Source organism: Glycomyces sp. NRRL B-16210 (genome assembly GCF_000719515.1).
In the GTDB taxonomy this organism is placed as follows: domain Bacteria; phylum Actinomycetota; class Actinomycetes; order Mycobacteriales; family Micromonosporaceae; genus Glycomyces.
Window position 1 is genome coordinate 343139 of record NZ_JOGR01000010.1, and the last position, 23646, is coordinate 366784.

Here is a 23646-nt window from a genome sequence, read left to right on the forward strand (position 1 = left end):
ACCGCTCAGAGCTTGTAGCCTCCGGAGGCCTCGATGCTCTGGGCGGTGATCCAGCGCGACTCCTCCGAGCACAGCGCCGCGATCGCCAGGCCGACGTCGTCGGGCTCGCCGACGCGCCCGAGCGCGGTGTCGGCCGCGAGCGGTCCGGCCAATTCGGGGAACCGCTCGAAGGCGTTGTCCCCCAAGCGGGTGCGGGTGGGGCCGGGCGCGATCGCGTTCACGCGGATGCCGCGGACGCTGAACTCCTTGGCCATGAAGCGGGTCAGGACGATCAATCCGCCCTTGAGCGATCCGTACACCGAGTACCCCGGCGCCGCTTCGGAACTGGTCGCGCTGCTGCTGGTGGTGTTGACGATCGCGCCGCCGTCCTCGATGAGCGGCAGGAGGGCCTGGGTGAGGAAGTACGGGCCCTTGAGCAGGACGCGGGTCAGGTCGTCGAACAGCTCCTCGGTGGTGTCCTCGAACGGCGCCATCCGGGCCTTGCCGCCGTTGTTCACCAGCGCGGTCACCGCGCTCGCGCCCCAGGTACCGGCGAGCGCCTCGGTCACCTGCCGCTTGAACTCGGGGAAGCCCTCGGTGCGGCCGAGGTCGAGCGGCAGCAGGACGGCCTTCCCGCCGGCCTTCTCCACCTCGGCGACGGTCTCCAGGCCGCGGTCGCGGCTGCCGGCGTAGGTGGCGATGACGCCCCAGCCGCGTTCGGCGAGTGCGACGGCGGCGCTGCGCCCGATGCCGGAGCTGGCGCCGGTGACGATCGCGATAGGCATGATGATGCTCCTCTGTGGATTCGTTTCGGGCCCGTCGCCAGTGGTTTCACCGGCGGCCCTTGTGTTTCAAGCAAAGCAGCGTTCGAGGGTCCCGCATAGGCCGATCCTGGCGGGGTCTTGCACGATCCTGCACGAATCGACCGGATCGGTCGGGGGCTCGCCGACGGGGGTGCTTGAATCGACCCATGTCCCTCGAAGAGCTGCGCGGCCTCGTCCTGCGTCATGCGCGCGACGACAACACGACCGCGATCGACGGCGTGCTCATGTCGGTCACGGCCGTGCCCGCGCCGCCGCACACCATGCCCTCGGGCACGTGCCTGGCGCTCATCGCCCAGGGCGCCAAGCGCATCGCCCTTGGCGAGCGCACCTTCGACTACGGGGCCGGGCAGTACCTCGTGTCCTCGGTGGATCTGCCGGTGACCGGTCAGTTCGTCAGGGCGAGCCGGGCCGAGCCGGCCGTCGGGTTCGGCCTGACTCTGCGCCCGGCAGTCATCGCCGAGCTCCTGCTGGAGCACGCGGACGCGCTTGCGCCGCAGGACGACCGCGGCGCGCCGCTGGGGCTGGCCGTCAGCGACGCCTCCCCCGAGCTCGTCGACGCCGCGATCCGCATGGTGCGGCTGCTGGAGCGCCCACGCGACCGCCCCGTCCTCGCGCCGATGATCGAGCGGGAGATCCTCTGGCTCCTGATCAACGGCGAGCAGGGCGCGGCGGTGCGCCAGCTCGGGCTCGCCGACAGCAGCCTCTCCCACGTCAGCCGGGTCGCGCGGTGGATCCGCGAGCACTACGCCGAGCGGTTCCGGGTCGAGGACCTCGCCCGCATGTCGCGGCTGAGCACCTCCGCGTTCCACCGCAGCTTCCGCGCGGTCACCACCATGACCCCGATCCAGTTCCAGAAGCAGATCCGCCTGCATCAGGCCCGGCTGCTCCTGGCGACCCGGGGCGACGACATCGCCCGCACGGGCCTGGCGGTCGGCTACGACAGCGCCTCGCAGTTCAGCCGCGAGTACCGGCGGCAGTTCGGCGTGCCCCCGGGCGAGGACGCGGTCCGCCTGCGGGCCGGCGGCGAGGCCGGGGTCCCGGCGTAGCGGCGGCCCGGTTTCGGACCTCCGGCGGGGGCGGGACTCCGTGGGAGAATGGCCGGGTGCAGATCGGGATGCTCGGGCCGCTGGAGGTCCGCGGGGACGACGGCGCCCTGATCGACGTGCCCGGCGCCCGGTTGCGGGGCCTGCTGGCGGCCCTCGCGCGCGATGCGGGGCGCGCGGTCCCCAAGGCCGCGCTCGTTGACTGGATCTGGGGCGGGCGACCGCCGACCGACGCTTCGAACGCCTTGCAGCGCTTGGCGTCGCGGCTGCGGAAGGTCCTGCCGGAGGCGGCGGTGGAGGGGCGCGCGGACGGCTATCTGCTGGCGGTCGGACCCGAGGACGTGGACGCCGTGCGGTTCGAGCGCCTCGTGGGGCGGGCCCGCGAGGCCGAGGGGCCGCGGCGGGTGCGGCTGCTGCGCGAGGCCCTGGGCCTGTGGCGCGGCGCGCCCATGCAGGACATCGGGTTGCGGGAGAGCGCCGCGTTCGACGCGACGGTCACGCGGCTGTCGATGCTGCGGCTGAACGCGATGGAGGACCGGTACGACGCCGAGACCGGCTCTGGGGGCGGGGCGGAACTGGTCGCGGAGCTGACCGATCTGGTCGCCGCGCATCCGGTGCGCGAACGGCTGGTCGCCGCGCTGATGCGCGCCCTGGTCGCGTCCGGGCGCGACGCCGAGGCGCTGCTGGTCTACCAGCGCACGCGGGAGGCGCTGGCCGCCGCGCTGGGCACCGACCCCGCACCGGAGCTGTCGGCCCTGCACGTCGCGATCTTGCAGGGCGAACTGCGGGGCGGACCGAAGCCGCGCGAGGAGCGCCGGCGGACCAACCTGCGTGCGGAGCTGACCAGATTCGTCGGCAAGGACGCCGACGTGGCCGCGGTGGGCGACCTGGTCGCCGGGCATCGGCTCACGACCCTGACCGGGCCGGGCGGCGCGGGGAAGACCAGGCTGGCCGCCGAGACCGCGCGCACGCTGCTGGACGGCCCGGAGGACGGGGTCTGGCTGGTGGAACTGGCGGCCCTCGGCGCTGAGGGCGACGTGGCGCAGTCGACGCTCGACGGACTCGGCCTGCGGGACGCGTTGCTGGGCGCCACCCCGGACACGGACGCGACCGACCGGCTCATCGCGGCGGTCCGCGAGCGCGAGGCGCTGCTGGTCCTGGACAACTGCGAGCACGTGATCGAGTCCGCCGCGGCGTTCGCGCAGCGGGTGCTCGGGGCGTGCCCGCGCCTGCGCATCCTGGCCACGAGCCGGGAGCCGCTCGGCATCACCGGTGAGGCGCTGTGGCCGGTCGAGCCGCTGGGACTGCCCGAGGCGGACGCGGACCCCGCCGCGATCGCGGCCTCGCCCGCCGTCCGGCTGCTGCGGGACCGGGCGGGCGCGATCCGCGGCGGCCTCGCCGTCGACGATCGGGCGCTGTCCACCATGGCGCGCGTGTGCCGCGCGCTGGACGGGATGCCGCTGGCGATCGAGCTGGCCGCGGCCCGGCTGCGCACCATGTCCCTCGATCAGCTCGCCGACCGGCTCCACGACCGGTTCCGGCTGCTGACCGGCGGCAGCCGCACGGCGCTGCCGCGCCACCGGACCCTGCGGGGCGTGGTCGACTGGAGCTGGGAGCTGCTCACCGACGCCGAGCGGACGGTGCTGCGCCGGCTCTCGGTGTTCGCGGGCGGGGCGAGCCTGGAAGCGGCCGAACGGGTCTGCGCCTCGGAGGCGTTCGCGGCGCAGCCGGTCGAGGCCGAGCGGGTGCTCGAACTGCTCACCTCCTTGACCGAGAAGTCCCTGCTGCGGGCCGAAGGGGACGACGCGCCGCGGTACCGGATGATCAGCACGATCGCCGAGTACGCCCGCGGCCGCCTGGCGGAGGCGGGCGAATCGGACCCGGCGCGGCGGGCGCACCTCGCGTACTTCACTGGGCTCGCCGAGACCGCCGAGCCGCGGCTGCGCCGGTCCGACCAGTTGACCTGGCTCGCCGTGCTCGAAGCCGCGCACGACGACCTCGGCGCCGCGATGCGCGGCGCCCTTGCCGCGGGCGAGACGGACGCGGCGCTGCGGCTCGCGGCGGGCGCGGGCTGGTACTGGTGGCTCAGCGGGCACCGGGCCGAGGGCCTCGAACTCATCGTCGCGGCGGCCCGGATGCCCGGCGACGCGCCCGACGAGACCCGCGCCATGGTGTGCGCGCTGGTCGTGCTGTTCCTGACCTCCGGGCGCGGCGACGAGCGCCAGGCCGCCGAGTGGATCCGCAGGGCGCACCGGTTCGACCGGCGCAGCCCGCGCCGCCACCCGCTGCTGGGGCTCGTGGAGCCGATGGAGCGGATGCTGCGGTCGCCGGAGGCGTTCCTGCCCGCGTTCGAGTCGCTGCTGGACGATCCGGACCCGTGGGTGCGTGCGCTGGCGCGGCTGCATCTGGGCAAGGCACGGGTCATGCTCGGCCGGGGCGTGGACGCGGACGCGTACCTCGAGAAGGCGCTCGGCGAGTTCCGGGTGCTCGGCGAACGCTTCGGGATCGCCTTCGCGCTGACCGAACTGGCCGAGCAGCTCGCCATGCGCGGCGAGTTCGCTGAGGCGTGCGAGCACTACGAGCAGGCGATCGCAACCATCACCGAGGTCGGGGCCGTCGAAGACCTCATCCGCCTGCGGGCGAGGCAGGCGCAGCTGTACCGGCTGCTCGGCGACGGCGAAGGCAGCGCCTCGGCGCTCGCGGCGGCCGAGCGGTGCGCCGAACGGGTCGCGTGGCCGCACGCGCTGGCCGAACTGGCCCTCGCGAAAGCCGACCTCGCCCGCTGGGACGGCGACGGCGAGGAGGCGCGCAGGCAGCTCGATGCCGCAACGGCGGTGCTCGGCGACGAGGCGGAGCGGGCGCACCTGCGGGCGGCCGCGCAGGACCTGCTCGGCTACCTCGCCGAGGATCTGGGTCAGGCCCGCGCGCACCGCGCGGCGGCGTGCCGGGCGGCGACCGAGGCGCGGCACGCGCCCCTGACCGCGCAGGTGCTCGTCGGGGTCGCCGACCTCGCGTTGCGGCGCGACCAGTGCGAGCAGGCCGCGCGGCTGCTCGCGGCGAGCGCCGCCGTTCGCGGTCTGGCCGACCGCTCCCTGCCGGACGCGGCCCGGATCGAGCGGGAGGCGCGCCGCCGCCTCGGCGACGAGCGGTTCGCGGAGGCGTCGAGTGCGGGCGCGAAGTCGGAATGGGCGGCATTGGCGGCGGTCACGCTCGACACGTGAGGCGGGCGGAAGCGTAACGGACGCCGGTCGTCGCTCAGGAGCCACCGCCACCGCCACCGCCACGACGGAGTATCGCCGCGGTGATCGCCCAGGTCAAGGACCATTCCGGGCGCCGTGTCAGCGTCGTGTCAGCCGGGCGTCAGGCCGGGCCCGGACCATCGCCGTATGCACAGTTCAGCGATCCCCGCCCGCCACGGTTCCACCACAGTGGAGAATGCGACCGCATGACCACCGCCTCCGAGACCCAGCCGCCGGTCGTCCAGCTGACCGGCGCCTCGCGCGTGTACGGCACGCGCGCCACCGCCGTCCGCGCGCTCGACGACGTCGACATCGCCTTCCCCGCCGGCTCCTGGACGGCGGTCATGGGCCCCTCCGGCTCCGGCAAGTCGACCCTGCTGCACTGCGCCGCGGGCCTGGAGCGGGTCACCGCCGGGAGCGTCGCCATCGCCGGCAGGGAGATCACGAACGCCTCCGACGCCGAGCTGACCGAACTGCGCCGCACCGTGGTCGGGTTCGTCTTCCAGACCTTCAACCTCATCGGCTCGCTCACCGCGGAGCAGAACGTCGCCATGCCGCTGCGCCTCGCCGGGCGAAAACCCCAGCGCCGCGAGGTGCACGAGGTCCTCGACGCGGTCGGACTGGCCGACCGGCGCGGGCACCGCCCACGCGAACTCTCCGGCGGGCAGCAGCAGCGCGTCGCGATCGCGCGGGCGATGGTCACCAAACCCGCCGTGCTCTTCGCCGACGAGCCGACCGGCGCGCTCGACACGAAGGCCGCCCGGGACGTCCTGGCCCTCATGCGGTCCATGGTGGACGAACGGGGTCAGACCACCATCATGGTCACCCACGACCCGAGCGCCGCCGCCAGCGCCGACCGGGTCGTCTTCCTCTCCGACGGCCGGCTGATCGACCGCCTGGAGCGCCCGTCCACCCGGCAGGTCGCCCAGCGCCTCGCCCAGTTGGAGGGGTAGCGGTGCTGCTGCTCGCCTGGAACACCTTCCGCGACCGCTGGCAGGTCTTCGCCGGGGCCATCGTGACCGTCTGCCTCGGCGTCGCGCTCGTCCAGTCCTCGCTGCTCACTCTGGTCGCGGCGTCGACCGCGCCGGTCCCGCCCGGGCTCTCGCGGGAGGAGGAGCTCGCGCTCAGCAACGGGTACGGGCTGGCGATCACGCTGCTGGGGATGCTGCTCGCGCTGGCGACGTTCGTTGCCGTCTTCATCGTCAGCTCGACGTTCGCGTTCGCGGTCGCGCAGCGGCGGCGCGAGCTGGCCCTGCTGCGGATGACCGGCGCCTCCCGGGGGCAGGTCCGGTCGCTGCTGGTCGGCGAGGCGGTGCTGCTGGGCCTGGTCGGCTCGGTCCTCGGGGTGGTGCTGGGGCTGCCGGTGATGGTCCTCCAGGTGCGGCTGCTGGTGGAGCTCGACTTCGCCCCGCCTGCGTTCGAGGCGCAGTGGCGGTGGTGGGCGGTCCCGGCGTCGGTCGGGGCGGGCGTGCTCATCGCGGTGGTCGGGGTGCTTGCCGCCTCGCGCCAGGCCTCGCGGGTCCGTCCGCTGGAGGCGCTGCGCGAGAGCGGGCGGGCCGCGCGCGTCATGACCGGTTCGCGGTGGGTCCTGGGCCTGCTGTTCGTCGCCTGCGGGGTGGTGCTGCTGGTGCTGCTCCCGGCGGGGGACACGGGGCTGCCGGTGTGGTTCGTGCAGATCACGCCGTTCCTGGTGTCGGTTCCGCTGGTGGTGGGGTTCGCGGCGCTGGCGCCGCTGATCGTGCCGCTGGTGGGGCGGGTCTTCGGGCTGTTCTTCCGTGGTCCGCTGGGCGAGCTCGCGATGTCGAACCTGCGGTTCGACGCCCGCCGCAGCGCCGCGACCGCGGCGCCGATCATGGTGCTGGTCGCGTTCGTGGCGAGCATCGGGGGGACGCTCAGCGCGGTGAGCGAGGCGGCCCGGCAGGAGACGCTGCGCGCGGTGGAGGGGGATTTCGTGGTCACCGCAGACGGTCCGGTCGGGGCCGAGCTGGCGGCGGTGGACGGCGTGGCGGTGGTGTCCCAGGAGACCACGATGCTGTTCGAGCTCAGTTTCGAGGACGGCTACGGCGGGCAGTGGTGGGAGACGCACGCCGCTGTGGCGGCGGACCCTGAGGCGTACGCGGCGACGCGCGACGTGGAGGCGACCGCCGGGAACCTGGCGAGCCTGGGCGGATCGGCGATCGCCGTGAGTCCCGATGCGTGGGAGCGGGACTGGCGGGTCGGCGACACGCTGCGGGTCCGGCTCGGCGGCGCGGAGCGGGAGGTGACGGTCGCGGCGCTGCTGCCCGCGTCGGTGGCGGGCCCGTACTTCGTCTTCTCGCCCGATGCGGTGCCGCCGGACACCGGTCCCTGGCGGCATCTCGTGAGGCTGGCGGACGGGGCCGACGAGGACGCGGTCGCCGCGGCGCTGGGCGGGTTCGGGACGGTGCAGACCGTCGGCGAGTGGGTCGGGGCGACGGCGGCGGCCGAGGAGCGCGCCACGCTCGACGTCATGATCGTGCTGCTGGGCATGACGATGCTCTACACCGTCATCGCGATGGTCAACGCCGTGGTGATCGCCGCTTCGGACCGGCGCCGCGAGTTCGCGGCGGCGCGCGTGACCGGGCTCGGCCGCGGCCAGGTGGTGCGGGTGGCGTTCTGGGAGTCGCAGGCGGTGGTGCTCATCGGGCTGCTGCTGGGCGGCCTGGCCGCGGCCGGTTCGTACGTGGGGGTGGCCCTGGCGATCCGCAACCTCATCGGGATCACCGTGGTGAGCGTCCAGTGGCCGCTCCTGGTCGCCCTGGCGCTCGGCGCGGCGGTCGTGGTCGGCGGGACCAATGTGGTCACGACGCTGTCGGCGACGCGGACGCCGCCGATCAGGCTGGTCGCCTCGCGCGAGTGAGGGGCCGTGCTCCGGGCGGGCCCTGGCCCGCCCGGAGCACGGTCACGGCAGGTCCGCGACGAGGGTCGTCATGTGGTGCTCGAACTCGGAGACGCGCACGTGGATCTCCAGTTCCCATGCGCCCGGGAGCGGCAGGTGCAGTTCGGTGGCGTACGCGCCGGGTTCGCCGGTGGGTTCGGCCGTGGACTGGAGCGGGCCGAACTCCTGCTCGGGCAGCGACGCGAAGACCATCGGGTCCTCGACGGGTTCCAGGGCGAGGCCTTCGGCATCGGTGAGGTGGAGCGTGAGGGTGTTCGTGCCGGCCGCGCCCGGGGTGAGCACGGCCTCGACCTGGCCGGTCCCCAGCTCCTGGACCTGCGTGACGCCGGCCGGTTCGGTCGGCTCGGGATCGGGTTCGGGGCTCAGGTTGACCAGGACCCCGGTCACGGCGATCGTCAGCAGGAGGATCGCGGCCTCGCCGAACAGGAGGCGCCGCAGGACTTCGAGGCCCCGCGACCGGGTTTCGGCGCTGCGGATCCTGGGCACCAGCCGCCACCGGTTCCAGCCCGCGAGGGCCAGCGCGATCGCGACCAGCGCGAGCTTGACGAGGAGCGCGCGGCCGTGGTCGGTGTCGAGCAGGGACGAGTCGAGGAGGTCGGTCCAGTCCGGGTGGATCATCATCGCCATGGCCACGCCGCTGGCGCCGAGGAGGGCCACGGTGACGCCGGCCCAGGTGGAGAAGCGGGCGACGATCCGCGCGGCGGGCAGCGCTTGGAGGCGGCCGCGTCGGGTCTGGTGCAGGGTGGCGATGAGGGCGGCGAGCCCGCCGGTCCAGATCGCGCCCGCGAACAGGTGGGTGATGTCGGCGGCGAGCATGAGCGTCTGCGGGCCGAACGCCATCGAGTGTCCGATGAGGACGGGTGCGGCGACGGCGAGCGATGCCGCGCCCAGGGCGGCGACGGGGGTCCAGGAGCCGCGGCCGCGGGTGTGCCACCAGTAGGCCGCAAGGACGCCGATGCCGGTGAGGGCCAGGACGGTCAGGGAGGCGCTGGTGACGGTGCCGGTCCAGGTTCCGGGGTCGAGGGCGTCGCGGAGCGGGCGGCCGGCGAGTTCGAGCGCGCCGACCGGGACGGCCAGGGCGGTGGCGGCGATGGCGAGGGCGCCGGAGGCGCGCAGGGTCCGGTGGCGCGGTCGCCCGGGCTGGGGCGGGGCGATCGCGATCTTGAAGAACAGGAAGCCCGCGAAGACGAGCAGCCCCAGGTAGTGGAGGGCGTTCAGGGTCATGACGGCGACGGGCCGCTCGTCGGTGCCGCCCTGGTCGGCCGGCGCGGGCGCCGGGGCCGCGTCGCCGACGGTGAACGCGAGGACGCCCGAGATCGGGTGCGCGTCGGTGGAGATGACGCGCCAGTTCAGGAAGTAGGCGCCGTCGGCGAGGTCGGCGGGCATCGTGACGACGATGTCGTCGTCCCTCGCGGCGGCCTCGACGGGTACGGCCGCTCCCCCGTCGACGATGAGGTGGACGGCGTCGGCGATCGGTTGGACGGGTTCGTTGAACGAGAGGGTGACGGTGCTCGGCATCGCGTCGAGCGCCGCGCCGTCGGCCGGGTCGGTGGCGACGAGCGCGGCGTGGGCCTGCGCGCCTTGGGCGGGCAGCAGGACCAGGAGGAGGGCCGCCAGGGCGAGCAGCAGGGCTCGCCCCGGCGGCGTCAGGCTTCGTGCGGTCACGCCGTTCGACGTCCTCGGAGCAGCGCGAGTCCGGCCAGCACGGTGCCGAGGGCGCCGAGGGCGATCGCCGCGTAGGTGAGCGTGTTGTCCTCGTCCGCGGCGGCGGGTTCGGTCGCGGCGCCTTCGACGGTCGCGGCGGTGTCCTCGGCCTCGTCTCCAGGGGCGGTCACCTCGATGAAGGGCGCCGGGGAGTCGAGTTCGTCGGCGTCCTGGCCGTCTTCGGCGATCTGGATCCAGGGGTGCTCGGCGTCGCCGCAGATCTGGACGACCGGGAAGTGGAGGGTCTGCCCGGCGGTCTCCTCGGGCAGGCGCAGGGAGAGTTCGAAGACGTCGCGGTAGCCGTCGGGGAGCGGGGTGTGCGCGGTGTAGCGGATCTCGCTGACGCGTTCGGTCACTTCGTTCCCGTGGCTGTCGACGACGGGCTCGTCGAGTTCGGTGAGGACCTTCTCGACGTCCCAGCCGGGGTTGACGGTGGGGGTGATCGCGTTGAGGGGTTCGGGGATCTGGATGGCGACGGCGGTGGTCGACGCGTCGTCGCAGCCGTGGGGGACGCTGAAGGTGAGGATCGTGTAGGTGCCGGCGTCGGTGCCGTCGGGGGTGACGGTGACGTGGGCGGAGGCGGGCGCGCCGAGGGCGAGCACTGCGGCGGCGGTGGCGAATCCGACGGCGGCGGCGCGCGCGAGGGCGCGCTTGTAGCGGCGTTGCTGCATGACGATGACTGCTTTCTCGAAAGGTGCGGACTGCGGAGGGGGTCGTGGAGGCGCTGGGGGCCGAGCCGCTGGCGGGTCGGCCGGGCCGCGTGCGGCGGGCCGCGCAGGCCGAGGCCGCCGAGGCGTTCGCGCATGGCCCGGCGTTTGCGGCGCACGACCGGTGCCGGGCGGCGCCGCGGCCTGAGCGGGGGCGCGGACCGGCGCTCTTGGAACGGTGCGAGGACGTAGGCGACGATGCGGGGGACGGCGGGTTCCACCCCTGCGACCCAGACGACCGCGGCGGCGGTCGCCGCGACGTGGAGCAGCGCCATGAGGGCCGCCTGCCGCGGGTGGTGGGCGGCGTGCGGGTCGGCGCTCAGGCTGAAGACGGTGTGCAGGCCCAGTTGCGCGACGATGAAGACGCTGAAGAGCCATGCGGCCCTGAGCGGTCCGCGGTGGGCGCAGAGGTAGGCGGTGGCGGCGATGGGGACGCCGGCGAGCGCCATCGCCTCGGCGGACACCGCGCCCCCGCCGCCGAGCATGTGGGCGAGGGCGGCGATCGGAACGCACACGGCCGCAAAGGCGGCCGCCTTGCAGGCGCCGATCAGACCGTCACGGATGAGCACGCTCCCATCATCCCAGAATATCGAGAAATATCAATACAAGAGTGCTGGAAACCCGGGACCGGAACGAGTCCTCTCCGGACCGAGGGGTCGATCGGGTCGGTGCGCCGCCAGGGCGTATTCACATTGATGGATGTATTGACTTGCGTCGATCACGTTGTTACCGTGAACATCACTCGGTGGACCCTCCACTCGGGTCACGATCCCCGCGAGTCCCGCGCCCTCGACCCTCCGGAGTTCCCATGCCCAGCGCACCCCTCGACCGCCGCCGGCTGTTCCAGGTCGCCGGCGCGGCCGCCGCCGTCACCGCCGCCTCGACCCTCGGCATCGCCGCCCCGGCCTCGGCCGCCCCCGGCGTGCTCTTCACCAACCCGCTCATCCAGCAGCGCGCCGACCCGCACATCGTGCGCCACACCGACGGCTACTACTACTTCACCGCCAGCGTCCCGGCCTACGACCGGATCGTCATGCGCCGCGCCACCACCATCCAAGGACTCGCGTCGGCCCAGGAGGTCACCGTGTGGTCCAAGCACGCCTCCGGCCCCATGAGCCACCACATCTGGGCGCCGGAGATCCACTACATCGACGGCAGGTGGTACGTCCACTTCGCCGCGGGCCGGGCCGACGACATCTGGGCCATCCGCATGTACGTCCTGGAGAACGCCGCCGCGAACCCGCTCACCGGGACCTGGACCGAGCGGGGCCGCGTGGTCACCCCCCGCGACTCGTTCTCCCTGGACGCCACCACGTTCACCAACGGGTCGACCCGGTACCTGTGCTGGGCCCAGAGCGACCCCGACCTCGGCTCGGGCACCAGCCTGTACCTCGCGGCGATGGCGAACCCCTGGACGATCACCGGCACGCCGGTGCGCATCAGCCGGCCGACCCTCTCCTGGGAGACCGTCGGCCACCGCGTGAACGAGGGCGCCGCGGTCGTCAAGCGGGGCGGGCGGATCTTCATGACCTACTCGGCCAGCGCCACCGACGCCAACTACGCGGTCGGGCTGCTCACCGCCTCCGAGGGCGCGAACCTGCTCGACCCGGCCTCGTGGGCGAAGAGCCAGCAGCCGGTGCTGCGCAGCAACGACGCCACGAGCCAGTACGGGCCGGGGCACAACTCGTTCACCGTCTCCGAGGACGGGCAGAGCGACCTCATCGTCTACCACGCGAGGCCCTACCGGAACATCAGCGGCGACCCGCTGTACGACCCGAACCGCCACACCAGGGTCCAGAAGGTCTACTGGAGGGCCGACGGCACGCCGGACTTCGGCATCCCGGTGGCCGACGGCCCGACCCCGTACCGCTTCGCGGCCCACGGCGCCTCGGGGGTGTTCTTGAACCACTACGACTTCCGGCTGCGGGCGAACGCGAGCCCGGCGATGCTGGCCGACTCGCAGTTCCGCATCGTGCCCGGGCTCGCCGGGTCGGGGACGGTCTCGCTGGAGTCGGCGAACTACCCCGGCCGCTACCTGCGGCACCGCGACTTCGAGGTGTGGCTCGACGCCGCGGACGGCTCGTCCCAGTTCAACGCCGACGCGAGCTTCCACCGCCGCGCGGGTCTGGCCGACGGCGCGGGCGCCTCGTTCGAGGCGGCGAACGCCTCGGGGCGGTACCTGCGCCACCGCGACGGCCTGGCGTACGTGCAGGCCGTGACCGGCGCGGAGCACGCCGCCGCGACCTTCCGCCTCGAATAGCCGCCGTTCGAGCGTTCGCGGCCCGCCGGGCTATGCTGGCGGCCGCGAAGCGCCCGGCGACGCGTGCGGATCCTCCAGTGCCGCAGCGGAATCCGGGGGACGAGACGGGGAGGCGACGATGGCGGTACCGGTGGTCGAGGCGCTGGTGTTCGACGTGCTGGGCACGCTGGTCGACGAGCCCGCGGGCATCCGGGCGGCGATCGGGGAGGCGGCGCCGGACCTGGACGGCCTGGGCCTGGAGGCGCTGCTCGGGATCTGGCAGCGCCACATCGCCCACGAACAGGAGCGCATCGTCGCCGGGGAGCGTCCCTTCACGCCCAGCGCCGCCTTGGACCGCGAGGCCGCGGTCCTCGTCGCCGAGGCCGCCGGCATCGGCGACGGTGCGGTCGAGCGGCTCGCCGGGGCGGGCCGGCGGCTGCGGCCTTGGCCCGACACGGTCGCCGGCCTGGCGCGCCTGGCCGAGCGGTTCCCGATCATCGGCCTGTCGAACGCCGACCGCCCGACGCTGCTGCGGCTCAACGCGCACGCCGGACTGCGCTGGCACCAGGCGCTGTCGGCCGAGGAGGCCGGGACGTACAAGCCCGCGCCCGAGGTCTACCGGCTCGCGGTCGAGGCGGCCGGCGTCGCTCCCGAGCGGCTGCTCATGGTCGCCGCGCACGCGTGGGATCTCCGGGGCGCGCAGGCGGTCGGGATGCGCACCGCCTACGTCGCCCGCCCGGTCGGGGACCCTCCGGCGCCGCAGGACGGGTTCGATCTGCGCGCGGACGGCCTCGACGACCTCGCAGGGCGGCTCGAACCGTTCTGATCGCGCGGCACCGCCGCATGAGCGCCGTTCGCACCCTAGGACGCGAGCGGATCCTCCGCGATCGTGTCGCGGCGCTCCGCCGCGAACGGCTTCACGAAAGCATCGAATTAGGGACAATGCGACCATGTTGGTCGTCATTCAAGTTCTCGCGGCGCTCGCCGGGCTCGTGCACGTGTACATCTGGGTGATGGAGAGCCTCCGGTTCGCCGACCCGAAGGTCCACCGGTGGGTGTTCAAGGTCGCGAGCGCGGACGTGGGGACCGTCCGGGACTGGGCGTACAACCAGGGCTGGTACAACCTGTTCCTCGCCGTGGGCGCCCTCGCCGGCGTCGCGGTGGTGCGGTGGGCGCCGGCCGTGGGCTGGACGCTCATCGTCTTCTCCTGCACCGCGATGCTCGCCGCCGCCCTCGTGCTCATCAGCACGAACCGGGCGATGCTCGCCGCGGCACTCAAACAGGGCGTCCTGCCCGCCCTGTCCCTGGCGTTCGCCCTGACCCAACTGTGACGGGCGCTGATAGGCTGGCAGCGCCAATTTCGATCCCCACCCCGGTTGGAGTCCCCCCATGTACCCCGCCCCCGGCGAGACCGTGCTCAAGCTGCGGCACAAGACCTTCTACTCGGTGCTGTACCTCGTCGCGGGGGTGCTGTTCCTCCTCAACGGCCTGATCGCCCTCATCGACGGCAGGTTCGGCTTCGGCCTGGTCCCGGGCATCCTCTTCACCGTCGGCGGCGCCATGACCTTCGGGATGCCCGCCTTCACCTACGAGTACGCGACCGGGGCCCTGCACGCGCACGCGCTGTTCGGCTACCGGGTGCGGACCTACGGCCCGCCGAAGGGCGAGCGGCTCTGGTTCGACGGCGAGAAGGTCGTGCGGCTGCGCCAGAGCGGCAACCCGCGCAAGGTCAACCTCAGGGCCTGCAACCCCGAGGACGTGCAGCGCCTCCTCCACCTGCTCGCCGCCCGGCAGCAGCACGAGCAGCAGCAACAGGCCCCGCAGCAGTAGGCGCGGGCGCCGCAGCGGAGTTCGCCGTGGACGAGCAGCGCCTCAAGAAGGTCTCGAAGTTCCTCTCGCGCCACCTGCGCCACGACCCCGGCCGGATCGGCATCACGCTCGACGCCGGCGGCTGGGTCGACGTCGAGGTCCTGCTCGCGGCGTGCGCCGCGCACGGGTTCGCCGTCGACGCCGCCGACCTGGAGCGGGTCGTGGCCGAGAACGACAAGCGCCGGTTCGCGCTGCGCGAGGGCCGGATCCGCGCCAACCAGGGCCACACGGTCGAGGTCGACCTCGGCCTGGAGCCGCTCGACCCGCCCGCGGTCCTCTTCCACGGCACGACCGGCCGGTTCCTCGACGCGATCCGCGAAGAGGGCCTCAAGCCGATGGCGCGCCACGACGTGCACCTCTCCCCCGACCGCGAGACGGCGATCCGCGTCGGGTCCCGGCGCGGGAAGCCCGTGGTGCTCGCGATCGACGCGGCCCGCATGGCCGAGCAGGGGCTGCGGTTCCGCCGCTCCGAGAACGGCGTCTGGCTGACCGGACACGTCCCCGCCTGGGCGATCATGTTCCCCGGATGAGCGAACGCCTCGGGCCGAAGCGGCCCGAGGCGCCGACCGCCCTAGCCGATCGCGGCCGGCACCGGCTCGGCCTCGGGCGCCTTGCGGGCCCTGATCACCGTGAACGCGACGACCAGCGCCGCCGCCGCGAGTCCGGCCGCGACGCCGTAGCCGAGCCGGAAACCGCCCGTGAGCGCCTCGGCCCGCGACGCGCCGCCCTCCGCGAGCGCCGTCGTGCGCGCCGCGACCGCGGTGCTGATCACCGCCAGTCCGATGGCGCCGCCGACCTGCTGCGAGGTGTTGAACAGCCCCGAGGTGACCCCGGCGTCCTCGGGCGCGGCGTCGGCCATGCCGAGCGTCATGAGCGCCGGGATCGCGATGCCGAAGCCGAGCGGCGCGGTCACCATGCCCGGCAGCACGTCCGCCAGGTAGTTCCCGTCGGCGCGCATCTGGGCGAACAGGACGAAGCCCGCGACCATCACCGCGAGGCCGGTGAGCACCAGCGGGCGCGTCCCGAAGCGGGTGATGAGCCTGGGGGCCAGCGCCATCGAGACGACCGCGATCACGATCGGCGCGGGCAGGAACGCCAGGCCCGCCTCCAGCGGCGTGAAGCCGAGGACCTGCTGGAGGTACAGGACGGTGAAGAACATGAACCCGAACGCCGCGCCGACCATCAGGGCCTGGGCCAGGTTCGCCCCGGTGACGTTGCGGGAGCGGAGGAGACGCGGCGGGATCAGCGGCGCGGCGGCCCTGGCCTGGCGCAGCGCGAAACCGGCTAGGAGCGCGACCGCGAGGACGCCGAAGACGAGCGTGCGCGCCGAGGCCAGGCCGTACCGGTCGGTCTCGACGAGGGTGTACACCGCGAGCATGAGACCGGCGGTCACCAGGGCCGCGCCGAGGAGGTCGACCCCGGCCCGCAGGCCCGCGCCGCGCTCGGCGGGCAGGAGCCTCCAGGCGAGCGCCCCGACGACGAGGCCCAGCGGGAGGTTCACGTAGAACACCGACTCCCAGCCGAAGGTCTCGGTGAGCACGCCGCCGACGACGCTGCCGGCCGCGCCGCCGCCGGCGGAGGCGAAGCTGTAGAGCCCGATGGCCTTCACCCGGTGCCTCGGCTCGGGGAAGATCGTGACGATCATGCCGAGCAGCCCGGCGGCCGTGACGGCCCCGCCGACGCCCTGCACGAAGCGGGCGGCCAGCAGGAAGGCCTGGCCGTCGGCGAGCGCGGCCGCCACCGAGGCGGCGGTGAACAGGGCGAGGCCTGCGAGGAAGACCCGTTTGCGGCCGACGAGGTCGCCGAGCCGGCCGGCGAAGAGCAGCAGGCCGCCGAAGGGGATCACGTAGGCGTTGACGGTCCAGACCAGGTTCGCCTGGCTGAAGGCGAGGTCCTCGCGGATGGCGGGCAGGGCGATGGTGACGATGTTCTGGTCGAGGACGATCATGACCTGGGCGGCGGACAGCGCGATCACCGCGAGCCAGCGGGATCTGAGGCTGCGGGCGGGTTCGGTGGACATCGGGGCTCCCTCTCGGAACGGTGATCGCCGAAGCGTTCGGGGAACGTTTTGTTCCTGAGGCCATCTTGTGTTCCAATTGGGGAATCCGTAAGAAGGCACTTTGATGTGCCAGAGGGGACACGGATGTTCCCGTCCAGGTCATCCGGCCCGAACCCCGAATGCGACTTGCATCACCACAGCGGCGCGCCACGGTCGTGGCGCCCGAGAGGAGGCGGCGGACCCATGAGCGACGACTGCGACGAGCCCCAGTCCGACGTGCAGGCCGAGGCCTGCCCGATCGTGCAGATCATCGACCGCGTCGCGGGCAAGTGGGCGGTGTCGATCCTGGTCGCGGCGACCAGGGGCCCGGTGCGCTACACCGAGCTGGAGCGCAGCATCCCCGGCGTCAGCCGCCGGATGCTGACCCTGACGCTGCGCAACCTCGAACGCGACGGCCTCCTCGACCGGACCGTCTACGCGACCGTCCCGCCGAAGGTCGAGTACAGCGCGACCGAGAGCGCCCGGGAGCTCTACGGGCACCTGACGGGGCTGCTCGACTGGGCCGAGCGCCACCGGCCCGACATCATCGAGGCCCGCCGGGCCTACGACGAGGCACTGGCGGCCTGATCAGCCGAGTTCGGCCAGGAGCGCCCGGTGGACCTGCGGGCCGGCGGCGAGCACGGACATGGCGCCCGAGCCGTAGTCGACGCCGTCGAGGTCGGTGACCAGGGCCCCGGCCTCGCGGGCGATGACGGTGCCCGCCGCGACGTCCCAGAGGTTGATGCGGTCGTGCAGGACCGCGTCCACACGGCCCGACGCGAGCCAGCACAGGTCGAGCGCGGCGGTGCCGAGCATCCTGATGCGCTGGACCTTGGGGACCAGGCGCTGGAGCAGCGCGAAGCGGCGCTGCGTGCGCCGCTCGGCGTCGGGTCCGAACGGGAAGTCCGCCAAGGCGACCACGGCCGAGGACAGCTCGGCGGGCCCGGTGGTCTTCAGCGACTGCTTGTTCAGGGCCGCGCCGTGGCCGAGGGCGGCGCTGAAGCGCTCCTCGGCCATGGGGGCCTGGACGACGCCGACCACGGGCATCCCGCTGCGCGTGAGCGCGAGCGAGATCCCGAACAGCGGGGAGCGGTGGGCGAAGTTGATCGTGCCGTCGATGGGGTCGAGCACCCATTCGTAGTGCGAGTCGGTGTCGCCGGTGCGGCCCCGCTCCTCCCCCAGCAGCGGGATACCGGGGGTCTCCTCGGCGAGGAAGGCGCGGATCTGGTCCTCGACAGCGTAGTCGAGGTCGGTGGCGAAGTCCCGGTCGCCTTTGCCGCTGATGGAGCGCTCGCGCCCGATCCCGCTGCGGACGACCGCCACCGCCGCTTCGACCGCCCGCTCGGCCGTGCCCAGGTAATCCAGCAGATCGTCCATTATTCGGTTCCTCGTCTCCGTCTAACCCACCCGACGGACCTCATCCTAGAGGTGCAAGACCATGCGCCCCTTGGACTCCCAGTGCGATTCTCAGGACCGGTCACGGCGCGGCCCGCGCCGCGGCCGGCCGATGCTCAGATCCGCGGCAGCCACACCCGCATCGTGGCCGGGTCTCTGGTGGCGCGCAGGTGGAACGGCACGAGCGGTACCTCGGCCTCCTCGCCCGCGGTGTCGGCGGCGGCCGGTCCGTAGGGCCAGGCGTCGGGTCGGTCGTGCAGCCGCGCGGCGACGCGGACGCGCCCGTCGCGTTCGATCGGGGCAATCGAGGCGTCCACAGTGAGATCGGCGACATCGGCCCCGCCGGGCAGGTCGACCGACTCGGCGCACAGCACGACGGGGCCGCGTTCGACCGCGGCGCAACCGCGCACGGCGTCCACGCGCGGGTCCGGGTGCGTCCAGCGCGCGGCGATCGGGAGATCGAGGCGGATCTCGTCGCCCGCGGCGAACGATGCGGTGACCGACGCCGCCTGTCCCGCGGGGACCTCGCGGGCCGCGCCGGAGGCGTCGGTGAGCCGCGCGCCCTCGGCCCACGGCGGGACGCGGAGGGTCAGGGTCCGCTCGCCGCCCTCGTTGGCCTCGACGCGGACGCGGACCGCGCCCTCGTCGGGGTAGGCGGTGGCGACGGTGAGCGCGAAGCGGGCCCCGTCCACCGAGGTGTCGATCGTGCAGGGCGTGTACTGGTGGATCTGGACGCCTTCGTCGTCGGAGGTGGCCACATAGGACGCGAAGGCGGCGAAGGTCCGGGCGAGGTTGGTCGGGCAGCACGAGACGTCGAACCACGGGACGCGCCGCCCTCCGGCCCTGGCGTGCGGCAGGGCCTCGTCGGCGGGCGGGTCGGCGTCGGCGGTGCGCTGGTGCAGCGGGTTGGCGTAGAAGAACGACTTCCCGTCCGGGGCGACCGCGCCCGCGAGGACGTTCCAGGCGACGCGTTCGACGGCGTCGGCGTAGGCGCTCTCGCCGGTGGCCAGCAGCAGGCGCCAGGCGGTCATGACCGCGCCGACCCCGGCGCAGGACTCGGCGTACGCGCGGTCGGGTGAGAGCGCGAAGTCCGCGCCGAAGGCCTCATCGGCGTACTGCGAGCCCATGCCGCCGGTCAGGTGGGTGCGGCGGTGCACGGTGGCGTCCCATTGGCGCCGGACCGCTTGCAGCAGTTCGGCATCGCCAGTGTCCACCGCGACGTCGACCGCGCCCGAGGAGAGGTAGAGGGCGCGGACGGCGTGGCCGCGGAGCACCGCGGCCTCGCGCACCGGCGCGTCGTCCTGGTAGTAGTACCCGGCGTCGGCGAGCGTGCCGTGCCCGTGGCGCTCGATGAAGAGCCGCGCCTGCTCCAGGTACCGCGACTCGCCGGTGGCGCGCGCGAACTCGGCCAGCGCCGTCTCGATCTCGGCGTGGCCGCAGATCCGCTCGTCGCCGCCGGGCCCGAAGACCTCGCACACGTGGTCGGCCACGCGGCGGGCGACGGCGGTGAACCCGTCCTCGCCGCGGGTGCGCAGGCGGGCGACGGCGGCCTGGAGGAGGTGCCCGTAGCAGTACAGCTCGTGGCCCCATTCGAGGTCGGAGTAGCGCTCGCGCTGCCCGGGGTTGCCGAACATGGTGCTGAGGTAGCCGTCGGGCCGCTGGGCGGCGGCGATCCGCTCGGTGAGACGGGCGAAGCGCTCCTCCAGTTCAGGTGAGCCGCTGCGGCCGATCTCCCAGGCCATGGCCTCGGCGAGCTTGTAGATCTCCGAGTCGGAGAACTCGCGGCCGGCCCGTTCGAAGGGCGCTCCGGCGGCGGCCTTGTCGAAGTTGGCGATCCAGCCGAGCGTCTCGAGCCAGTGGAGGCAGTGCCCGATGGTGGCCTCGGCGTTGACCTCCTGCCGGGCGCCCCAGTAGCCGCCGGTGAGGCGCACCTCGTCGAGGCCCAGTGGGCGCAGCCGGCCGGTGGAGGGCAGGACGGGTGTGGACTCGCTCATCGTCTGGTCGCTCCTGACGTGGATCCTCGGACGGGGTGCGGCCGGGAGTCCGAAAATATCCGAAAACCTTTTCGGAACCTGTGCCGTCCACGATGCTAGGGGTCGCAAGGCCGCGCTGTCAATGCGGCGGTCACCCCGGAACCGGGCGGGGACATGGCGCTGGGGCGGTCCGGTCGAAAGCCGGTGCGGCACGGTCCGCGCCGGTCCGATAGAGTCGGGCGGTCTCCCGCCGAAACCGCCCCCAGGGCGCGATGCGCCGGGAGCTCCGGCGGAAGGAGGACGGACGTGGCCCGAACGCCGGCCTCGCGCGGCACCCGCGCCGCCACGCTCGCCGATGTGGCCAGGTTGGCGGGCGTTTCAGTCGCCACCGCTTCGAAGGCCCTCAACGGCCGCGACCACGTGCACGTCCGCACCCGCGAGCGGGTCGTCGAAGCGGCCGCGCAGCTGTCCTTCTCCCCCAACCCGCTCGCGCGGGGCCTCCTCGCCGGCCGCACCGGCACCGTCGGGCTCCTGGCCTCGGACCTGGGCCGCTTCAGCCTCCCGATCCTCATGGGCGCCGAGGACGCCTTCGGCGCGGGGCGGATGTCGGTGTTCCTGTGCGACGCCCGCGGCGACGCGATCCGCGAGAGCCACCACGTGCGGGCGCTTCTCGGCCGCCGCGTGGACGGGCTCATCGTGGTCGGCTCCTCGACCGACCCGCGCCCGCCACTGGCCGACGAGGTGGACGTGCCGGTCGTGTACGCCTACGCCCCTTCCGAAGACCCCGAGGACCGCTCCATCGCGCCCGACAACGTCGGGGCCGGCCGCATGGCCGTGGAGCACCTCATCGCCTGCGGGCGCACCAGGATCGCGCACATCAGCGGCGACCGGGACTTCAGCGCCGCGCGCGACCGGGCGACGGGCGCACTGGCGGCCCTCGCCGAGGCCGGGCTCGCCCTGGTCGGCGAGGTCGCCTACGGCACTTGGCAGGAGGGCTGGGGCCGCGCGGCAGCGGCCATGCTCCTCGATCGCGAACCCGAGGTCGACGCGGTGCTCTGCGGTTCCGACCAGGTGGCCCGGGGGGTACTCGACACGCTGCGCGAACGCGGCCGCCGCGTCCCCGAGGACGTGGCGGTCATGGGCTTCGACAACTGGGAGGTCATGACCTCCGGGGCCCGCCCGCACCTGACGAGCGTGGACATGAACCTTGAGGAGCTGGGCCGGGCCGCGGCCAGGGCCCTGTTCGAGGCGATCGACGCCGAGCACGGGCAGGGCCTGCACACGGTGCAGTGCCGCGTGGTCGTGCGGGGCTCGACCGCGCCCGACGCCTGAAGCGGGCCGCTACGGGGCCTCGGGGACGTGGCAGTCGGCGAGGTGGTCGTCGACCATGCCAATCGCCTGCATCATCGCGTAGGCGGTGGTCGGCCCGACGAACCGGAACCCGCGCTTCTTGAGGGCCTTGGACAGGGCGGTGGACTCCGGGGTCACCGCCGCGATGTCGGCGTTCCGCTTCGGGCGCTGCCGCCGTTCGGGCGCGAAGGACCAGATCAGGTCGCTCAGGGAGCCGTCGAGTTCCCTGGCGGCCTTGGCGTTGGCGATGGTGGCGGCGATCTTGGCGCGGTTGCGCACGATCCCGGTGTCGGCCAGGAGCCGTTCGGCGTCCTTCTCTGTGTACTCGGCGACCGCGGCGATCTTGAAGTCCGCGAAGGCCCTGCGGAAGCCCTCCCGCTTGCGCAGGATGATCAGCCACGACAGGCCCGATTGGAAGGCCTCCAGGCTGATGCGCTCGAACAGGGCGTCGTCGTCCCTGCGGATCGGCCGCCCCCACTCCTGGTCGTGGTACTCCCGGTAGACCTCCGGTTCCACGCCCCAAGGGCACCGCGCCAGACCGTCCTCACCGGACGTCACGGCATCGCTCACGGCCACCTCCCGTACCTCGCCACGAACGGTCCGAGCCTACGCGCCGCCACCGACATTCCCCGCGAGGCGCCGAATCCGAGCAGCTTGTTGCCAGTATCTTGCAATAGGATGCGAGGATGTCGAACGACCGAGCCGCTGACGACCAAACCACCGCCGATCATGCCCTCGCCGAGCTCGTCATGGCCTGGGGCCGCGGCCGGGCCGTCTCGCGGATCACCGCCCCGCCCGTCCCGGTGCCCGGCGGGTTCGAGGTCGCGGTCGGCCCGCCGAGCACCGAGGTCCGCCAGGTCTTCCACACCTGCACGGCCGAGAGCCTCGCGGCCGCCGCCGAGCGCCACTCCGAGCCGGGCCGCCAGATCATGATCGCCGGGCCCGCCGCGCTGCTGCGCGAGGCGGTGCCCGCGAGTTGGACCATGGACGAGGCCGGGCACCTCATGACCGCCGGTTTCGCCCCCACCGCCTACCGCGTCCCGGACGGGTACCGGCTCGCCATCGAGACCGAGGGCGCGCTCACCGTCGCGAGGGCCTTCCACCGCAACGGCGACCTGGCCGCCTCGGCGCGGCTCGGGCGCTCGGGCGAGTTCGGCGTCTTCGACAAGGTCGTCACCGCCCCCGCCCACCGGCGCCGCGGCCTCGGCTTGACCCTCATGCGGGCCCTCTCGGGCCACGCCGCCGCGCTCGGCATGACCTGGGGCCTCCTGGTCGGCACCGACGAGGGCCGGGCGCTGTACGAGCACCTCGGCTGGACCCGGGTGAGCGACTTCCCCGGGGCGCGCAGCGAACGCGCCTGAATAAACCGGTTGCCGGCTTCGGGGCGCACTGCGAGGGTGGACCGCGCGGCCCCTGCGCGCTCCGCCGGGGCCTCCTCCTTTCGGCGCGATCGCGCCGATCCCGGACCACCGCACGAGAGGACGAGCCATGTCCGAAGCGACGCCGCAGCCCGAACCGAAGGACGCCGCCTGGATCGCGGCCAACCGGGCGATGTGGGACGAGCGCGTGCCCATCCACGCCGCCAGCGAGTTCTACGACCAGGCGGGCTTCCGCGCCGGCGCCGACCGCCTCAACGCGTTCGAGGTCGCCGAGGTCGGGGACGTGACCGGCAAGCGCCTGGTGCACCTCCAGTGCCACATGGGGCAGGACACCCTGTCGTGGGCGCGGCGCGGCACGTCCCGCGTGGTCGGATTGGACTTCTCCGAACCGGCGGTCGAGGTCGCCCGCGGCCTCGCGGCCGACCTCGGCTTCACCGCCGCCGAGGCCGAGTTCGTCGCCGCCGACGTCTACGACGCGAAGGCGGCCCTGCCCGAGGCCGACTACGACATCGTCTACACCGGCCTGGGCGCGCTGTGCTGGCTGCCCGACATCGAGCGCTGGGCCGAAGTGGCGTCCTCGCTGGTCGCGCCCGGCGGGTTCCTGTACCTCGCGGAGTTCCACCCGGTGTCCGACGCGCTCGACTGGGACACCGGGAACCGCTTCGACCGCGACTACCTCGGCGGCACCGTCCAGGTCTACGACGAGCCGGGGACCTACGTCGACGGCGACGCGGACACCGTCAACAACCTCAACTACCTGCGAATCCACCCGATCGGCGAGGTGGTGACGGCGCTGGCCGCGAACGGCCTGCGCCTCGAGTTCCTGCACGAGTTCGACTGGACCCTGTTCCAGCAGTTCGGCACGCTCGTCAAGGACGAGGAGGGGTATCGCCAGCCCGAGGGCGCGCCGAGGGCGCCGCTGATGTACTCGCTGAAGGCGACGCGCCCGGCCTGAGGTCCCGGTTTTCCCATGGTCCTCTGACGATGCTC

The 23646-nt window shown here is 73.5% G+C and carries 20 protein-coding genes; 13 read left to right on the forward strand and 7 right to left on the reverse strand.

The features are described from left to right. Positions 1 to 5: 5 nt before the first annotated feature. Entirely contained in the window at positions 6 to 764 is a 759-nt protein-coding gene (locus IF12_RS0115725) for an SDR family NAD(P)-dependent oxidoreductase (RefSeq protein WP_030159976.1), read from the reverse strand. Positions 765 to 949: 185 nt separating this feature from the next. Between IF12_RS0115725 and IF12_RS0115730 the strand changes: the two genes are divergently transcribed. The 4 genes from IF12_RS0115730 (at position 950) to IF12_RS0115745 (ending at position 7963) form a co-directional block, all read left to right on the forward strand. Beyond that, entirely contained in the window at positions 950 to 1849 is a 900-nt protein-coding gene (locus tag IF12_RS0115730) for an AraC family transcriptional regulator (RefSeq protein WP_030159978.1), read from the forward strand. 56 nt (positions 1850 to 1905) lie between these two features. Continuing rightward, positions 1906 to 5067, forward strand: a complete 3162-nt coding sequence (locus IF12_RS0115735) for a BTAD domain-containing putative transcriptional regulator (protein WP_030159980.1) — start codon at positions 1906 to 1908, stop codon at positions 5065 to 5067. Positions 5068 to 5291: 224 nt separating this feature from the next. Beyond that, the gene (locus tag IF12_RS0115740) at positions 5292 to 6038 is read left to right on the forward strand and encodes an ABC transporter ATP-binding protein (RefSeq protein ID WP_030159982.1); all 747 of its coding nucleotides are present in this window, start codon (positions 5292 to 5294) and stop codon (positions 6036 to 6038) included. A 2-nt stretch (positions 6039 to 6040) separates the two neighbouring features. Then, a complete protein-coding gene (locus tag IF12_RS0115745) occupies positions 6041 to 7963 on the forward strand; it encodes an FtsX-like permease family protein (RefSeq protein WP_030159984.1) in 1923 nt (640 codons plus the stop codon). A gap of 42 nt (positions 7964 to 8005) precedes the next feature. On the opposite strand, the gene IF12_RS0115750 is transcribed toward IF12_RS0115745, so the two are convergent. Together IF12_RS0115750 and IF12_RS25770 are read right to left on the reverse strand one after the other, a co-directional pair. After that, positions 8006 to 9667 (reverse strand): copper resistance protein CopC, encoded by a 1662-nt coding sequence (locus IF12_RS0115750; RefSeq protein ID WP_030159986.1) that lies wholly within the window; start codon positions 9665 to 9667, stop codon positions 8006 to 8008. Next, positions 9664 to 10377 (reverse strand): DUF1775 domain-containing protein, encoded by a 714-nt coding sequence (locus tag IF12_RS25770; RefSeq protein ID WP_030159988.1) that lies wholly within the window; start codon positions 10375 to 10377, stop codon positions 9664 to 9666. Before IF12_RS25770 ends, IF12_RS0115750 begins: the two co-directional genes overlap by 4 nt. Positions 10378 to 11221: 844 nt before the next feature. On the opposite strand from IF12_RS25770, the gene IF12_RS0115765 reads away from it, so the two are divergent. From IF12_RS0115765 to IF12_RS0115785, 5 genes are all read left to right on the forward strand, one after another. Further along, on the forward strand, positions 11222 to 12673 hold the full coding sequence (locus IF12_RS0115765) for a family 43 glycosylhydrolase (RefSeq protein ID WP_030159992.1): 1452 nt from the start codon (positions 11222 to 11224) through the stop codon (positions 12671 to 12673). Between the two features lie 118 nt (positions 12674 to 12791). Further along, entirely contained in the window at positions 12792 to 13478 is a 687-nt protein-coding gene (locus IF12_RS0115770) for a haloacid dehalogenase type II (protein WP_030159993.1), read from the forward strand. Between the two features lie 124 nt (positions 13479 to 13602). Continuing rightward, positions 13603 to 13983, forward strand: a complete 381-nt coding sequence (locus IF12_RS0115775) for a DUF1304 domain-containing protein (RefSeq protein ID WP_030159995.1) — start codon at positions 13603 to 13605, stop codon at positions 13981 to 13983. A gap of 58 nt (positions 13984 to 14041) precedes the next feature. Then, on the forward strand, positions 14042 to 14482 hold the full coding sequence (locus IF12_RS0115780) for a hypothetical protein (RefSeq protein WP_030159997.1): 441 nt from the start codon (positions 14042 to 14044) through the stop codon (positions 14480 to 14482). Between the two features lie 26 nt (positions 14483 to 14508). Beyond that, positions 14509 to 15051, forward strand: coding sequence for an RNA 2'-phosphotransferase (locus IF12_RS0115785; protein ID WP_030160000.1), 543 nt, complete (start codon positions 14509 to 14511; stop codon positions 15049 to 15051). A gap of 41 nt (positions 15052 to 15092) precedes the next feature. On the opposite strand, the gene IF12_RS0115790 is transcribed toward IF12_RS0115785, so the two are convergent. Then, positions 15093 to 16541, reverse strand: coding sequence for a DHA2 family efflux MFS transporter permease subunit (locus IF12_RS0115790; protein ID WP_030160001.1), 1449 nt, complete (start codon positions 16539 to 16541; stop codon positions 15093 to 15095). A 222-nt stretch (positions 16542 to 16763) separates the two neighbouring features. Between IF12_RS0115790 and IF12_RS0115795 the strand changes: the two genes are divergently transcribed. After that, positions 16764 to 17147 carry a helix-turn-helix domain-containing protein gene (locus IF12_RS0115795; protein WP_030160003.1) on the forward strand — a complete coding sequence of 128 codons (384 nt, stop codon included), beginning with the start codon at positions 16764 to 16766 and terminating at the stop codon, positions 17145 to 17147. Here the strand turns inward: IF12_RS0115795 and IF12_RS0115800 are convergent, their stop codons facing one another. Continuing rightward, positions 17148 to 17936: an inositol monophosphatase family protein gene (locus IF12_RS0115800; protein WP_030160005.1), complete on the reverse strand. Its 789-nt coding sequence runs from the start codon at positions 17934 to 17936 to the stop codon at positions 17148 to 17150. Positions 17937 to 18070: 134 nt separating this feature from the next. Then, the gene (locus IF12_RS0115805) at positions 18071 to 19948 is read right to left on the reverse strand and encodes a glycoside hydrolase family 127 protein (RefSeq protein ID WP_030160007.1); all 1878 of its coding nucleotides are present in this window, start codon (positions 19946 to 19948) and stop codon (positions 18071 to 18073) included. A 285-nt stretch (positions 19949 to 20233) separates the two neighbouring features. Between IF12_RS0115805 and IF12_RS0115810 the strand changes: the two genes are divergently transcribed. Then, a complete protein-coding gene (locus IF12_RS0115810; protein WP_030160009.1) occupies positions 20234 to 21259 on the forward strand; it encodes a LacI family DNA-binding transcriptional regulator in 1026 nt (341 codons plus the stop codon). A 9-nt stretch (positions 21260 to 21268) separates the two neighbouring features. Here the strand turns inward: IF12_RS0115810 and IF12_RS0115815 are convergent, their stop codons facing one another. Further along, entirely contained in the window at positions 21269 to 21853 is a 585-nt protein-coding gene (locus IF12_RS0115815) for a DNA-3-methyladenine glycosylase I (RefSeq protein WP_369807729.1), read from the reverse strand. 110 nt (positions 21854 to 21963) lie between these two features. Between IF12_RS0115815 and IF12_RS0115820 the strand changes: the two genes are divergently transcribed. Both IF12_RS0115820 and IF12_RS0115825 read left to right on the forward strand, forming a co-directional pair. Next, positions 21964 to 22638, forward strand: a complete 675-nt coding sequence (locus IF12_RS0115820; RefSeq protein ID WP_051704459.1) for a GNAT family N-acetyltransferase — start codon at positions 21964 to 21966, stop codon at positions 22636 to 22638. 127 nt (positions 22639 to 22765) lie between these two features. Further along, positions 22766 to 23611 (forward strand): bifunctional 2-polyprenyl-6-hydroxyphenol methylase/3-demethylubiquinol 3-O-methyltransferase UbiG, encoded by an 846-nt coding sequence (locus tag IF12_RS0115825; protein ID WP_030160015.1) that lies wholly within the window; start codon positions 22766 to 22768, stop codon positions 23609 to 23611. Positions 23612 to 23646: the final 35 nt, after the last annotated feature.

What these genes read in the sequence shown, in the direction of transcription:
- IF12_RS0115740 (WP_030159982.1), top strand. Translation starts at nt 5,292, where the DNA reads ATGACCACCGCCTCCGAGACCCAGCCGCCGGTCGTCCAGCTGACCGGC.
- IF12_RS25770 (WP_030159988.1), bottom strand. Translation starts at nt 10,377, where the DNA reads ATGCAGCAACGCCGCTACAAGCGCGCCCTCGCGCGCGCCGCCGCCGTC.
- IF12_RS0115800 (WP_030160005.1), bottom strand. Translation starts at nt 17,936, where the DNA reads ATGGACGATCTGCTGGATTACCTGGGCACGGCCGAGCGGGCGGTCGAA.
- IF12_RS0115790 (WP_030160001.1), bottom strand. Translation starts at nt 16,541, where the DNA reads ATGTCCACCGAACCCGCCCGCAGCCTCAGATCCCGCTGGCTCGCGGTG.
- IF12_RS0115725 (WP_030159976.1), bottom strand. Translation starts at nt 764, where the DNA reads ATGCCTATCGCGATCGTCACCGGCGCCAGCTCCGGCATCGGGCGCAGC.
- IF12_RS0115825 (WP_030160015.1), top strand. Translation starts at nt 22,766, where the DNA reads ATGTCCGAAGCGACGCCGCAGCCCGAACCGAAGGACGCCGCCTGGATC.
- IF12_RS0115780 (WP_030159997.1), top strand. Translation starts at nt 14,042, where the DNA reads ATGTACCCCGCCCCCGGCGAGACCGTGCTCAAGCTGCGGCACAAGACC.
- IF12_RS0115770 (WP_030159993.1), top strand. Translation starts at nt 12,792, where the DNA reads ATGGCGGTACCGGTGGTCGAGGCGCTGGTGTTCGACGTGCTGGGCACG.
- IF12_RS0115820 (WP_051704459.1), top strand. Translation starts at nt 21,964, where the DNA reads ATGTCGAACGACCGAGCCGCTGACGACCAAACCACCGCCGATCATGCC.
- IF12_RS0115795 (WP_030160003.1), top strand. Translation starts at nt 16,764, where the DNA reads ATGAGCGACGACTGCGACGAGCCCCAGTCCGACGTGCAGGCCGAGGCC.
- IF12_RS0115775 (WP_030159995.1), top strand. Translation starts at nt 13,603, where the DNA reads ATGTTGGTCGTCATTCAAGTTCTCGCGGCGCTCGCCGGGCTCGTGCAC.
- IF12_RS0115805 (WP_030160007.1), bottom strand. Translation starts at nt 19,948, where the DNA reads ATGAGCGAGTCCACACCCGTCCTGCCCTCCACCGGCCGGCTGCGCCCA.
- IF12_RS0115730 (WP_030159978.1), top strand. Translation starts at nt 950, where the DNA reads ATGTCCCTCGAAGAGCTGCGCGGCCTCGTCCTGCGTCATGCGCGCGAC.
- IF12_RS0115765 (WP_030159992.1), top strand. Translation starts at nt 11,222, where the DNA reads ATGCCCAGCGCACCCCTCGACCGCCGCCGGCTGTTCCAGGTCGCCGGC.